This window comes from Holdemania massiliensis (assembly GCF_022440805.1).
Taxonomy (GTDB): Bacteria; Bacillota_I; Bacilli_A; order Erysipelotrichales; family Erysipelotrichaceae; genus Holdemania; species Holdemania massiliensis_A.
The window spans coordinates 2,993,822-3,006,818 of record NZ_JAKNTK010000001.1; the positions used below are offsets into that span (position 1 = coordinate 2,993,822).

Below are 12,997 nucleotides of genomic sequence, written 5' to 3' on the forward strand. Positions count from 1 at the left end.
AACCTAGACTATGAGATGGATCTTCAGGGGACCGGGAACTTGCCCAAATGGAACAAAAAGAAAAACCGGTTTTGAGTTTCCCGGTTCTTGCTTATCAATTTAAGGATTTGATTATTCTGCAGCTTCCAAAGCAATTTCCATCATCTTGGTGAAGGATGTCTGACGCTGCTCTGGGGTTGTCACTTCCGAGGTCACGAATGAATCGGATACCGTGATCAAACAGGCTGCGTTTTTGCCTAAGACCTGAGCATTGTGGAACAGCGCAAAGCTCTCCATTTCAACAGCCAGACAGTGATGAACCTCCGTCAGTTCCTGAATGTAATCGTTGCCGCCTTCGCGATAAAAAACGTCGCTGGAGTGGATGCAGCCGATATGCAGCGGCATTCCCAGTTTTTCTGCCGCATCTTTGATCCGCTGGTTCAGCGTCTGCGATGGATAGGTTTTATCCTGATCATAGCCGCTCTGTACTTTAGCATAGCTGGATTCACTGTAGGCACTGTCCGCCAGGACGACATCAAAGACCTTCAAATCGGGTGAATAGGCGCCTGCGGAACCGATACGAATGATGTTTTCGACACCGTATTGGCTGAACAGCTCATAGGAATAAATTCCAATACTCGGCATTCCCATGCCGCTGCCCATTACCGAAATCGTCTTTCCTTTATAAGTTCCGGTATAGCCGAACATATTGCGGACGGCATTGAACTGGACAGGATTCTCCAGAAATGTTTCAGCGATGAATTTTGCGCGCAGGGGATCCCCCGGCATCAGAACAGTTTTGGCGATCTGCCCTTTTTCGGCACTGTTGTGCGGTGTTGACATAGTTGAGTTCCTCCTTATTTTCCAGAAATATTATACCATGTTTAGACTCAGGAAGCGATGATGAGTTTGTTCAGAAAAAGGAGTCGAACAGGCGGCTGTATTGACAACTGAGTAACGGTTGAGTATGATCAGAACAGAAAGAAGGCGCGTTATGAAAATTTCTGTCTATTCTGATTTTGTCTGTCCGTTTTGTTATGTCGGGCTTTACTCCTTATCTCAGGCCATGGCCGATCTCGATGTTGAACTGGATTTCCATCCTTATGAGCTGCGGCGGTTTCCGACTCCCAAAGTTGATCCGATGCATGATGAAAAGCGTTTAAAACGGTTTGATGAAGTGCTGAAACCGATGGCGGAAAGCCTGGGCGTGGAAATGAATTTGCCCATGATTTCTCCGCATCCTTATACAACCGATGCCTTTCAGGGTTATTATTTCGCTAAACAGGCTGGAAAAGGGTTGGATTATGTAAAACTGACCTTCGATGTTTTCTATCAGCAGCAGAAAGATATCGGCAATCCTGCGGTACTGCGAGAAATTATGGATCAGCTGGGATTGGATGGGGCAGCGTTTTTAAAGGCTCTGGAAGCAGGAACTTACCAGTCCGAAGTCGATCGGGATTGGGAAGCCAAGGCGGAACTGGGGATCCAAGGAATTCCGACTTATCGAATCCATGACGAAGAAATTCGGGGATATCACACACCGCAGGAATGGCGGACAATCATTTTGGATCAGGCTGAGAAAACAATGGCAGGGATGGTCTGTACTTCGGAAGGCTGCGGGCCAGCTGCGAAATAAGTGTTTTGCCTTCTCTTTACCCACGATCAGCATGATTTTCAATAAACCAAACAAATTCTGAGTTCTTCATAAAACAGCGTTCACAGATTAAACCGAGGGCTGTTTTTTGAATTTCTTCTGCTCTGCTGTCTAAAAAAACAAGACTTGTTGTTCCTAGAATTTTTCGAGATAATAAGACTCAGTTCTTTTATCAACAATTTTTACAAAGAACTGCTTACAGCCTTGCATCCATGAAAATAATTCGTCTGATCTTAGGCGACAGGCAAGAAAAAGGAGAAGAGAAGATTCATGAGAAAAACAACACGCAGACGTTCAGTACAGCGATCTAAAAAGAGAACGCCGCTCACATGGGGTTCTTTAATCGGAGCGATCCTTTTAGCAGGTTTGGGATATTTCAGTCCGCAGCTGCTTCCTGAATCTGCCTCCCCATTCAAAAACACACCTTCCCCAGTTCATACCCAGGTCAATTCAGCCCTGACTGTTCATTTTATTGATGTCGGGCAAGCGGATGCGATTCTGATTCAGTCCGGGGAGGAAGCGATGATGATCGATGCAGGAAACAACGCTGATGCCAAGCTGGTCACCGATTATCTTCAGCAGCAGGGCGTCACACACCTGAAATACGCGATCGGTACGCACGCGCATGAGGATCACATCGGCTCATTGGACGCCGTATTGTATTCCTTTGACGTCGATACGGTCATGCTTCCAAAGCGTACGCTGGAATCCAAATCGTATAAAGATGTGATTCAGGCCATTGAAACAACCCAGACGCCCCTGATCCACCCCCAACCTGGGGATACGTTTTCTTTAGGCGAGGATCAATTTGTTGTCTTGGGACCATTAAGTGAAGACTACTCTGAAGTTAACAACTCCTCTCTGGTCCTGCGCTATGTTCATGGCCAAACTTCCATTTTATTCACCGGTGATATGCAGGCCAAATCAGAAAAGGATATCCTGGACAGCTACGCACCCGTTCAAGCCGACATCCTTAAAGCTCCTCATCATGGTTCTGATACTTCTTCCACCCAGGCGTTTTTGGAAGCGGTCAATCCCCAGGATGTAATTATCTCAGTCGGCTTAAACAACGATTATCGTCTGCCTTCTGAAGATGTTTTAAAACGGTATGAAAAGCTGGGATTCTCTGTTTACCGTACAGATCAGTTAGGGACCATTCTGATTGAAAGTGATGGGGTTCATTATACGATTCATAACTAAGTCTTTACGCCAGCTGTTTCCGGATTGTTCTATTCGAAAACAAGCATTTCCATTCTCAAATTTCAGCATAAAGAAAACAGTTTGCCTGTCTGCTTAACAAAATCAAGCAGCAAGAATCAAACTGTTTTTTACTGATTTCCTGACTTTTATTAATGAATTTCTTTTAGAAAACCGGCTTAAAATCCAATTTTATTTAAAAGTATTTGAACCGACATCGAGATTTTTCTTGGAAGAGAAACGATTCAGCATGCCGGAGCTGCTCTACTTTGTGCCTTTGGTTCCTTTGGTGCCGCCGCTTTTCTTATTTGCACTGTAGCTGGCAAGCAAGTTTGTTTCGTAGGAAAAGATCATTTTCTCCCGTCTGCGCTGCCGATCAATCGCCTGAGCGACCAGGGCATCCATCAGCTGAGTGAAACTGACTCCTACCGGCTGCCACAGATAGTAAGCCAAAGAGCCTGGAATGGTATTGATTTCATTCACATAAATTGCCCCGGAATCTCCATCCATCATAAAATCAATGCGGCAGACACCGCTGGCGCCTAACACTTTGAACGTTTCGATTGCCAAATTTCGGATTTTTTCCGTCGTTGCTTCATCCACTGGAGCTGGCACGATGCGCGCCGCATTGGCCATCCCGCCCTCAGCACTCTTGGCTCCTCCCTTGGATCCGCACTTAGAACCGCCCTTTGCGGCAGACTGTCCTAAATACTTATCCTTAAAGCTCATAATCTCGTCCTGTTTGCCGACTTCTTCAAGCACGCTGGCCTGGCAGTCAAAACAGCTACCCAAAACGGAACAGTTGATCTCCCGCAGATTTTTAACCATCTGTTCGACTACGATTTTGTTATCATACTGCCGGGCATCCTCAACACCGGCAATGAATTCTTCATCATTATGGGCAATCGTTATCCCCACCGAAGATCCCAGACACGCCGGTTTCATGACAACCGGATAGCCCAGTTCATGAACTTTAGCTAAAATCTCATCTTGTTTTTGTGCAAATTCATGTCCATAAAGCCACAGCCATGGACAGACCGGAAGGCCGCTGTTCTGCAGAATATGCTTCATCACTGCTTTATCCTGGCCCACGGCCGCACCGATGACATCGCATCCAGCATATGGAATCTTCAGCATCTCCAAATATCCCTGAATTGTTCCATCCTCACCATTGGTTCCGTGCATGATCGGAACAATCACATCAACAGTGCCGATCGGCTTGGTGAACAGGCCTTTTTTTATAGGTTCAACAATTACTTCCTTGCCTTTTTTCACCAGAACAACCGGCGTTGCTTTTTGAATGAGTTCGTTAAGATCTTTATAGTTTTCGATATCCAATAATGCCGGGGATGAATAAAAATCCCGCTGTTTTGATACATATAACGGAATTACTTCATAACGTTCTTTATCCAGAGCTTCGATGCCCTGCAGAGCAGAAATCACGCTGACCTCATGCTCGACGGATTCACCGCCGAAAACTATTCCAACACGAATTTTCATACTTCACTCTCCTAATCTGACCTCTTCTTACTGTATGCCGGAAGGGGTCCTCCATTTCCTTGATTTCCAGGAAATCCTTGTTTATTATATCAGATTTTCATCAGGTTGACCTTGTATTTTAAGCTTAATCATTATAATCTATAACTAACCGTGATTTATTGATGGAAAGGATAAGATTATGATTCCTAAAGATATCTTAAAAAAGATCAAGCCTTGGATGTGGCTGTCCACGTATATTGTACTGCTACTTTTTGCGATGTTACACTTTCAGGATCTGATGAGTGTTCTCAGCCGCTTGTTTCATCTGTTAACTCCCTTGTTTTATGCCATCGGCATCGCCTTCGTATTAAATCAGCCGATGAAAGCGATCGAAAAAGGATTAATCAAGTTGATTCAGGCTCTGCCGCATAACAAAAAAGCAAAACCTCAGCAAGAACCAAAAGTGCGGGGCATTTCAATTTTTCTGACTTTGCTTTTAGCGTTGGCTGTCCTATTTGTTTTGTCGAGTATTATTTTCCCACAGCTGATTGCTTCCATCGTTCAGTTGTTCAACAACTGCGTTGTTTATTTAGGCAACATTGTGGAAAATATCAACAGCTTATTAGCCAGTCTGCATTTGGAAAACATTGAGTGGGATTTGGATACCGTGAAAATGCAGGCTACTTTAGATCAGCTTGGATTAAGTGCCGATAAACTTCTCCAAACCGCTACCAACTGGGTTGGCGGTACAGGCATGACCGTGATTAACAACATCTCGGCGATCACTGTCGGATTAAGCAACTGGGTTATGGGTTTTATGTTAAGTCTTTATTTGCTTTCCAGCAAAGAAAAATTTATCCGTCAGCTGAAAAAACTGATCGGAGCCTTGCTTCCGTTATCAGCTGCCAATCGAGTTTTAACCTTAGGTAGAAAAACAAACCAGACATTTTCAAACTTTATTTCAGGGCAGCTGCTGGAGGCTTGCATTTTAGCAATGTTGTACTACGTTTCCATGACACTATTCAAGATGCCTTATGCGCTGTTAATCAGCACCGTAATCGGAGTCACCAGTATTGTTCCCATGTTCGGAGCAATGCTTGGCATGGCTTTCGGCTGCGTTCTTATCTTTGCGATCAATCCGTGGATGTCCTTGTTTTTCATGATTTACTTCCAAATTGTTCAGCAGTTTGAAAACAATCTGATTTATCCCCGAGTTGTAGGAAACTCAGTAGGACTTCCGGGAATTTGGGTTTTGCTTTCCATCGTGGTGTTTGGTGGGTTATTGGGATTATTTGGCATGTTAATTGCCGTTCCAGCAACGGCCGTACTTTACACTTTATTAGGTGAATTCGTTAATAGTCGGATGCGTAAAAAAGGACAGGTTCTAGATGAGTCGGGTTTACTAACTGTAAAGTCAATGGTAAAAGAAGAAGCTTCGCCTACAGCTGAGGATGAAATCAATTAAACTTTAAATATCAGAATTTTACTGCAAGGCCTTTCAGAAGCCTTGCTTTTTACACTTTAATCCAGTGCGAACCTGAGGTGAACATGAAATCCCAGAGAGGTTCGCACCAGAAATATGTGAAAAATGAAGAAAGTATTGCAAGTACAACGATGTTTAGTTATGATAGAGATACGATAAGAATCATATGGGTACCTTTTAGTTTCTTATTAACTGTCGCATCGCTCACGCGGTGCGTGGATTGAAATAGCAATTTACCCAGAGTTTGTATCGGTCTAATAGTCGCATCGCTCACGCGGTGCGTGGATTGAAATTCCACGACGATAGAATCACCAGTTTCTATTACGTCGCATCGCTCACGCGGTGCGTGGATTGAAATAGCGTAAATATCTAAAACTTGCACTTTTGTTGGGTCGCATCGCTCATGCGATGCGTCGATTGAAATTCATCCCGCTATACTTGCCTATGGACTTCTCCGATCGCATCGCTCAGCGGTTTCTTGCATTAAGATTAATCCATTTATCTCTGTTAATTTACAAATCAGTATTGCTTAGCAGCTAACCATTTCTTATCTCATTTGAGAATATAATATACATCGAAAAAAGCCTGTCTTCATTTTAATATGAAAACAGGCTTTGCTACTTTTTCTAACTAATCTACATCTTGGTCTGTGACATTCCAAGGTCGAATTACACACCCCTTCGATGTCGGTTCGGCAACATAGACCTTTGCAGAATGATCCTGATCGCTAACAACAAAGGCAAATTTGATATTGGTTCCTACACCCCAGCGGCCATCTTTATCTACACAGATTAAGGAAATCGCCTCAGCTTGTCCACGCTTACGAATCAACTTTTGGGTAAATTCTGCAACTAAAGTTGAGGCTGCCTCTTGGGGCTCCTGCCCCTGCTGCATTCTGCGTACTACTTCATAGCTCAGACAGCCTTTCATAATTTCCTCGCCAACTCCAGTCGCTGCCGCGGCTCCAATATCGCTGTCTGCATAGAAACCACTTCCGCAAATCGGAGAATCACCCACACGCCCCGGCATCTTCATAAATAAGCCCGATGTTGAAGTTCCGGAAGCTAGCGTTCCTCGGCTATCCAAACAACAAACACCCACTGTATCATGTCCTTTATAGCTGGACAAGGGCTCTGGCTGCGCTTTTCGCTGCTCATAGATCATCTGCGCTTCTGGCGTTAACAATTCCTTCATTTCTAACCCAGATTGAATCGCATATTGCCGAGCGCCCTCACCAACCAGAAAATTATTAAACTGATAGTCAGCACACTGCTTCGCCAAAGTGAAGGCTGACGCTACATTTTCAACACAACCAACCGCTCCGACTGATAACGTGTCTCCATCCATATATCCCCCATCCAGCTGAACCACGCCTGCTTGATTGGGCAAACCTGAATAACCAACCGAATGAAAGCGAGGATCATTCTCTACGGTCGTAATTACAGTTGTCAAAGCTATCTCAGCCGTTCCTGCTTCCCGCAACGCTGTTTCTGCCAGCTTAACCCCTTCTGCAGCCATTTTCCAGGTTGCAATTACAGTCCACTTCATCCTTTTCTGCCCCTATTGATTAAACGCATCCGGCAAATCATTCTCCAACAGAATCGTGTCGGTATAAGCCGCTTTTTGGTAAACCAAAGCAAACGCTTCCTTGACTGTCGCTACGACATGCACATGAGCCATATCAAAACCACATGCCTGCAAGCCCTCGACAATCGGCTCAGTCTGCCGCTTGCCTACCAGAATCACTTCGTCTGCACAATCCTTCATCTTCATACCAAACTCCTTGTTGATCTCATGTTGGCGCGATCCTAAATCGATCATGCCCGGAGTTACGATAAACCGCGTTCCCGGCATCGTCTTTAATACCTGCAAGGACATCGCAGAACCTACCGGATTGGAGTTAAACGCATCATCAATAAAGGTATAACCATTGATCTTTTTAACTTCCAGGCGATGTTCAACATAACGCACCTGTGCCACTGCACTCTGGAGCTGCTCCCAACTTACACCCAAGTGCCGGCCAACAGCAACCGCGGCCAAGATATTGGCAATATTGTGTTCTCCCAAAAGACGAGTTTTAAACGGAATATCGGCGCCTTCCCGAGTATGAATATCAAACGTTGACCCCTGCGGACCAAAACTGATATTCACAGCGCGGTAATCCACATCCGTTTGCTCAATCCCATACCAGGCAATCGGGCATTTATTTTTAATATAGTAGTTCCGAATCAACTCGTTATCCTTATTCAATACTCCGAAACCCGTAACCGGCAGCTTCTCGATCATCTTCATTTTCTCTGTGATGATATTCTCCTGAGAACCGAAAGTATTCAAATGCTGCGGCCCAATTGAAGTGACCAAGCCAATCTGCGGCTGAACAAAATCCATCAGCTGTTCGATATCACCCACATGATCCGCTCCCATTTCGCAGATGAAAACTTCATGCGTGGGTTTCAGCTGCTGACGAATTGTAATCGTAATGCCCATCGGTGTATTGAAGGATGCGGGAGTCGGCAAGGAGTAGAATTTCTCAGAAAGAATCTGCTGCAGAATATTTTTAGAAGAAGTCTTGCCATAGCTGCCAGTGATCCCGATCTTAATCAGCTGGTCATGTTTCTTTAAAATATCCTTTGCCAATTTCATATAGTGCTTTTTTATCAGCTTCTCAAACGGGCTGGTAATCCAGGCCATCGGAAAAATGAAAAGCCAGTTGATCCAGCAGGCCGCAACCACCCAGACAACCCAGATGGGATAATCAGTGAACATCACAGCTGGGATTAACCAAAGACAGTTCAATATAAACATCACTGCAATCTGACGCTTAACCCGCGCTGTCATCGCCAGAGGTTTGATATAGTTTTTCTTCTTTTCCAAATACAGCATCACGCCGCCGATCAAGACCGCCAGCCACACTGTGGCGATTTTGCCCAGACGATAATCCGGAATGATGATGCACCCCAGCGCCAATACAATGATCAACACAGGAAACAGCCAGTGCTTCCATATTTTCAGCTGATCTTTTCCCCATTGAATATAGCGGCCAGGCTCATAGCGGTTTTGCTGGAACATATGCAGGGCATGTTTCCAGGGAATGACCATCATACACAAAAGCAGTGCTGTAAACAGCACTTTTTCTAACAAATCCTGAATCTGTCGTAAAAAATCCATGTCAATCCTCCCAGTCTTCCTTTAAAAAGACATCCAAACACCGGTTAAACCGGGCGCTCTGGTTAAAATAAGCGAAATGATCGTCACCTTCAAAAATTGCCAGTCCGGCATTTTTCATCTTCGCTTCCATTTGTTTCCCCATCCAAAGTGGTGCAGCTTCGTCGTTTTCACCCCATACTAATAAGACTGGAACTGTAATGTCTTCCAGCATATCGCTGACGTCATCGTTGACAACTTTAACGAAGGTTTCACGCATGACGCCGGTCGCATTGCGGTAATCATCAGATCCGGATTTGCGCTTAAATTCTTCCAGCATGGCTTCGTTGCCTGTCATTGAAATTGCTTTTTTTGCTGCCTTATAACCCGCAATTTTTATTTTTGCCTGCCAGCTCTGCTTCGGCCGAATTCCCGCGGCGCCCGTCAGCACCATTTTATGCACAGGATTTTTTGCAGCGTAATGGATCGCCACCCGGCAGCCGAAGGAATGGCCGATGAGAATCGGATCCTGGATGTCAAAAGACTGACAAAAGGCCTCCAGAAATTCTCGATATTCCAGTACGCCCCAGGCAGCTGGCGGTTCATCGCTTTGACCAAAGCCAGGAAAATCGAAATTAAAAACCCGGAAATGCTTCTTCAGATGGTTATAAGCAGGTTCCATCATGATCATGCGCTGCCGCCACCCATGCAAAAGCACGACATCGCGGCCCTGCCCTTCTGTCGCAACTTCGATATTCAGTCCGTTAATTTTTATTTGCGGCATAAAAATCCTCCATTGTTTCTACTTTATTATATGCAATCTTCACAAGCTTGGAAAGTACAAAAATAATATTCAGAATAAGTAAAATAAGATATTGAAGATTTTGAGGATTCAGCGTATAATAGAGACATGTAAAAGAAAGGAGATCGAAGTCATGTTTGAGTGGGTTAAGGGCAACGCCTACACGATGTTAGTGACCTTGTATCCGAACAATTTCACACTGAACAACGTAGCGGCTGCCTATTTTGAAGATATTCGATGGTGCTGTATCGGACTGGACCGAGAAGAACGGAAAGTTGCGATCCGCCCCGTAACCAAGCGAGAAGTAGATTTAAAACTCATCCCGCTGGAGCAGCTGCATAAAGTATCCATGGGAAAGGGATATGCCCGCATCAGCAACAAAGCGCTGATTGAGGAAATCGCCCAGCTGACAGGCATCGAATGCAACGGGATTAAAGTTCCCGCACAGTTTGATGAACGCGAAAAAATGCTGATTATTGATCTGAACAATCCCGTATAAGGAGGTGAGGAAAAATGTATTTCGGTTTATGGATTTTAGTATTCTTGGGGGCTTTAATTGTTGAACTGGCGACCGCGACCAGCCTTGTCAGTATCTGGTTCTGTGTCGGAGCGTTGTTTGCCTTAGTTGCACTGGCGCTGAATCTGGCATTCATCTGGCAGGTTGTCATCTTCTTTGCGGCATCGCTTGTCTGTCTGGCGATGATCCGACCGATGGCCTCGCAGTATCTGCGCGGCAACATTGTGGCCACAAACGCCGATCGTGTGATTGGCCGGCATGTCCAGCTGCTGAAAGACATTACCGGGGAAGCCTGGGGGGAACTCAAGGTGAACGGTGTCGTCTGGAACGCAGCCAGCGTTGACGGACATCCGATTGGCGGCGGTTCCTTGGTCGAAATTGTTGCGATCGAGGGGGCAAAACTCCTCGTGAAAAAATTAGAAGACTGAATACTCAGTCGAGAAAGGAAATAAATTATGAATGGGTTCTTACAGATTGTGATCTTCTTAGTTGTCTTTTTGATCGTCATTGCGGTTATCTGCTACTGCGTGCGAATTGTGCCGCAGGCTAAGGCTTACGTGGTTGAACGATTGGGGGCTTACCACAGCACATGGCATACCGGTCCGCACTTTATGGTTCCGTTTATTGACCGGGTTGCCAACAAAGTTTCTTTAAAGGAAATCGTTAAGGATTTCGATCCGCAGCCGGTTATCACGAAAGATAACGTTACGATGCAGATCGACACTGTCGTTTATTTTCAGATTACTGATCCGAAGTTATACACTTATGGTGTTGAACGTCCGATCAGCGCATTGGAAAATCTGACCGCGACAACCCTGCGTAATATCATCGGTGAATTAGAACTGGATGAAACGCTGACTTCCCGAGATATCATCAACACCAAGATGCGGGCAATCCTGGACGAAGCGACGGATCCATGGGGCGTTAAAGTCGGCCGTGTTGAAGTTAAAAACATTATCCCGCCGCGTGATATTCAGGAATCCATGGAAAAACAGATGCGGGCTGAACGTGAGCGCCGTGAAGCGATTCTGCGGGCGGAAGGTGAAAAGAAATCCGCCATTCTGACCGCTGAAGGTGAAAAAGAATCTATGATTCTGCGGGCTACGGCCAAGAAAGAAGCCATGATCGCGGAAGCGGAAGGCCAGGCTCAGGCTACCGAACGGTTATATGCGGCTCAGGCTAAAGGTATTGAAATGATTAAGAATTCAGATCCAAGCATGGAGTTCTTAACTTTAAAGGGCTATGAAGCCTTGCAGAAAATGGCGGATGGCAAAGCGACAAAGCTGATCATCCCAAGCAATCTGCAGGATATCGCTGGAACCTTAGCTTCCTTATCTGAAGTTATTAAACCGGTTGACAACAAAGATTAATGGAATAAGGCGCCGTCTTGACGCCTTTTCTTATTCAGCGGTAAGTTTATCAGTTCAAATCAGAAGTTGACCAAACGGAAGTATCCGCTGGATGGCTTTGTCTGAGACTGAATTTTTGCACATTCGTTTTACTGCCATAGATGGAAGTAACTAAAAGAGGAGTCCTATGATTATGGAAAAACCAAGTTCAGCCACTATCCGTTTATTCTTTCTGACGCTGAGTTTGATCGGCCTTGGAATTTTAAGCGCTATCTTGAAAATAACAATTTTATGGTTCATCTTATTTGCCGTCCTTTGTCTTTATTTCCTGATTCGCTATCATCGCAACATACGGCAGTACGACGTCATTCTGGGTGTTGTTATGGCGTTGACTGCCATGGTTTCCAATCCGCTGATGGGATTCTTTGTCTTTCCCGGCTATGTCGCCGCGATGGCAAAAATGCGTGACGCTCAGCATCCGATCGTCTTGTTTCATCATCAAAAACAAGAGCTCTGGAAAACCATTGGCTGGATCCTAGTCGCAGGGTCTGGTTTGGGAATATTCAATCTTGGACTGGGCTTGGGTCATTTAACCGCGGCCCCTTCCTTTCGGTTCATTTTTCTGTTTGATGCCCTGCGGGCGGGTTTATTTGAGGAAATCTTATTCCGGGTTCTTCTGTATGCCTTTTGCATTGAAGTTACCGGCGGCACTAAGCTGAACCGCGTGCAATCGTTCTTCTGTCTGGTTAGCATGATCGTGCCGCATGTGCTGATTCATTTTTCAGGAACGATTGATATTGGCAGTTTAATCGTCATGACGTTGGCTTTTGGGCTTCCGTTTGCCCTGCTTCAATGGAAAGTTAATCTGACCTCTGCAATTGGAGCCCATGCCCTGGTCGATTTCATTCGTTTCCTTGTTTTTGGCGCGTAGTCCCGTTATCCTGCTTTTCTAAGTTCCACTATTCTTTCTTCTTTCTGTGATATCGTTCCCTTAATTCTTTCCGCAAGCAAAAAGGAATACCGTTTGGCAGTATTCCTTTTTAGCTGTGTGCCAGGCATGACATATATCTAACTGGTGAAAGTCCAGTCACGGGTAGTTGCCGCCAAGTGTAGTGAACCACAAGCCGTTGGTAGTGATACCATGGGTGAAGGAAGTGGTGTAGCGAATCTTTCGAGCTTACGAAAAGAAACTTGATGAGGCTAAATGGTGGATAAGGTTGCAGTACAAACCAAAGTCCAAAAGGTAAACGTAAAACCAAGACAGTAAATCAAGAGGTTGTGAAGAGAAAGATATATGTCTTACCCTGGGAGATCTTGCGAACAAGGAAGTCCAATAAACTTTAAAATCAGTGATGGTACCCATGGTCGAAAAAGGTTTATCGCAAGAAGTCAG

General features: G+C 45.1%; 12 protein-coding genes. 7 read left to right on the forward strand and 5 right to left on the reverse strand.

All coding sequences use genetic code 11. The annotated features are described in order from the left end of the window. Positions 1-111: 111 nt before the first annotated feature. Positions 112-822, reverse strand: a complete 711-nt coding sequence (gene deoD, locus MCG46_RS13940; protein WP_020224310.1) for a purine-nucleoside phosphorylase — start codon at positions 820-822, stop codon at positions 112-114. 151 nt (positions 823-973) lie between these two features. Here deoD and MCG46_RS13945 point away from each other — a divergent pair, with 151 nt between their 5' ends. Both MCG46_RS13945 and MCG46_RS13950 read left to right on the forward strand, forming a co-directional pair. Then, positions 974-1,615 (forward strand): DsbA family oxidoreductase, encoded by a 642-nt coding sequence (locus MCG46_RS13945; RefSeq protein WP_240280515.1) that lies wholly within the window; start codon positions 974-976, stop codon positions 1,613-1,615. Positions 1,616-1,903: 288 nt separating this feature from the next. Further along, on the forward strand, positions 1,904-2,833 hold the full coding sequence (locus MCG46_RS13950; protein WP_240280516.1) for a ComEC/Rec2 family competence protein: 930 nt from the start codon (positions 1,904-1,906) through the stop codon (positions 2,831-2,833). Between the two features lie 261 nt (positions 2,834-3,094). Here the strand turns inward: MCG46_RS13950 and MCG46_RS13955 are convergent, their stop codons facing one another. Further along, complete coding sequence (locus MCG46_RS13955) at positions 3,095-4,330, reverse strand: D-alanine--D-alanine ligase family protein (protein WP_240280517.1); 1,236 nt, start codon at positions 4,328-4,330, stop codon at positions 3,095-3,097. Between the two features lie 178 nt (positions 4,331-4,508). On the opposite strand from MCG46_RS13955, the gene MCG46_RS13960 reads away from it, so the two are divergent. After that, on the forward strand, positions 4,509-5,774 hold the full coding sequence (locus MCG46_RS13960; protein ID WP_240280518.1) for an AI-2E family transporter: 1,266 nt from the start codon (positions 4,509-4,511) through the stop codon (positions 5,772-5,774). A 648-nt stretch (positions 5,775-6,422) separates the two neighbouring features. Here MCG46_RS13960 and MCG46_RS13965 read toward each other — a convergent pair. From MCG46_RS13965 to MCG46_RS13975, 3 genes are read right to left on the reverse strand one after another with little or no spacing between them, the layout of a single operon-like run. Next, positions 6,423-7,340 carry a N(4)-(beta-N-acetylglucosaminyl)-L-asparaginase gene (locus tag MCG46_RS13965; protein ID WP_240280519.1) on the reverse strand — a complete coding sequence of 306 codons (918 nt, stop codon included), beginning with the start codon at positions 7,338-7,340 and terminating at the stop codon, positions 6,423-6,425. Positions 7,341-7,352: 12 nt separating this feature from the next. Next, positions 7,353-8,960 (reverse strand): Mur ligase family protein, encoded by a 1,608-nt coding sequence (locus MCG46_RS13970; RefSeq protein ID WP_240280520.1) that lies wholly within the window; start codon positions 8,958-8,960, stop codon positions 7,353-7,355. A 1-nt stretch (position 8,961) separates the two neighbouring features. Next, a complete protein-coding gene (locus MCG46_RS13975; protein WP_240280521.1) occupies positions 8,962-9,720 on the reverse strand; it encodes an alpha/beta fold hydrolase in 759 nt (252 codons plus the stop codon). Between the two features lie 151 nt (positions 9,721-9,871). Between MCG46_RS13975 and MCG46_RS13980 the strand changes: the two genes are divergently transcribed. From MCG46_RS13980 to MCG46_RS13995, 4 genes are all read left to right on the forward strand, one after another. Then, complete coding sequence (locus MCG46_RS13980; protein WP_020224318.1) at positions 9,872-10,237, forward strand: hypothetical protein; 366 nt, start codon at positions 9,872-9,874, stop codon at positions 10,235-10,237. A 14-nt stretch (positions 10,238-10,251) separates the two neighbouring features. After that, on the forward strand, positions 10,252-10,683 hold the full coding sequence (locus MCG46_RS13985) for an NfeD family protein (protein WP_240280522.1): 432 nt from the start codon (positions 10,252-10,254) through the stop codon (positions 10,681-10,683). A 27-nt stretch (positions 10,684-10,710) separates the two neighbouring features. Next, positions 10,711-11,625 carry an SPFH domain-containing protein gene (locus MCG46_RS13990; RefSeq protein ID WP_154238635.1) on the forward strand — a complete coding sequence of 305 codons (915 nt, stop codon included), beginning with the start codon at positions 10,711-10,713 and terminating at the stop codon, positions 11,623-11,625. Positions 11,626-11,797: 172 nt separating this feature from the next. Further along, complete coding sequence (locus tag MCG46_RS13995) at positions 11,798-12,535, forward strand: CPBP family glutamic-type intramembrane protease (RefSeq protein WP_240280523.1); 738 nt, start codon at positions 11,798-11,800, stop codon at positions 12,533-12,535. The last annotated feature ends 462 nt before the right edge of the window (positions 12,536-12,997 follow it).

Bases quoted from the DNA above. Each gene is read 5' to 3' on its own strand.
- deoD (WP_020224310.1), bottom strand. From the start codon at position 822: ATGTCAACACCGCACAACAGTGCCGAAAAAGGGCAGATCGCCAAAACT.
- MCG46_RS13945 (WP_240280515.1), top strand. From the start codon at position 974: ATGAAAATTTCTGTCTATTCTGATTTTGTCTGTCCGTTTTGTTATGTC.
- MCG46_RS13950 (WP_240280516.1), top strand. From the start codon at position 1,904: ATGAGAAAAACAACACGCAGACGTTCAGTACAGCGATCTAAAAAGAGA.
- MCG46_RS13955 (WP_240280517.1), bottom strand. From the start codon at position 4,330: ATGAAAATTCGTGTTGGAATAGTTTTCGGCGGTGAATCCGTCGAGCAT.
- MCG46_RS13960 (WP_240280518.1), top strand. From the start codon at position 4,509: ATGATTCCTAAAGATATCTTAAAAAAGATCAAGCCTTGGATGTGGCTG.
- MCG46_RS13965 (WP_240280519.1), bottom strand. From the start codon at position 7,340: ATGAAGTGGACTGTAATTGCAACCTGGAAAATGGCTGCAGAAGGGGTT.
- MCG46_RS13970 (WP_240280520.1), bottom strand. From the start codon at position 8,960: ATGGATTTTTTACGACAGATTCAGGATTTGTTAGAAAAAGTGCTGTTT.
- MCG46_RS13975 (WP_240280521.1), bottom strand. From the start codon at position 9,720: ATGCCGCAAATAAAAATTAACGGACTGAATATCGAAGTTGCGACAGAA.
- MCG46_RS13980 (WP_020224318.1), top strand. From the start codon at position 9,872: ATGTTTGAGTGGGTTAAGGGCAACGCCTACACGATGTTAGTGACCTTG.
- MCG46_RS13985 (WP_240280522.1), top strand. From the start codon at position 10,252: ATGTATTTCGGTTTATGGATTTTAGTATTCTTGGGGGCTTTAATTGTT.
- MCG46_RS13990 (WP_154238635.1), top strand. From the start codon at position 10,711: ATGAATGGGTTCTTACAGATTGTGATCTTCTTAGTTGTCTTTTTGATC.
- MCG46_RS13995 (WP_240280523.1), top strand. From the start codon at position 11,798: ATGGAAAAACCAAGTTCAGCCACTATCCGTTTATTCTTTCTGACGCTG.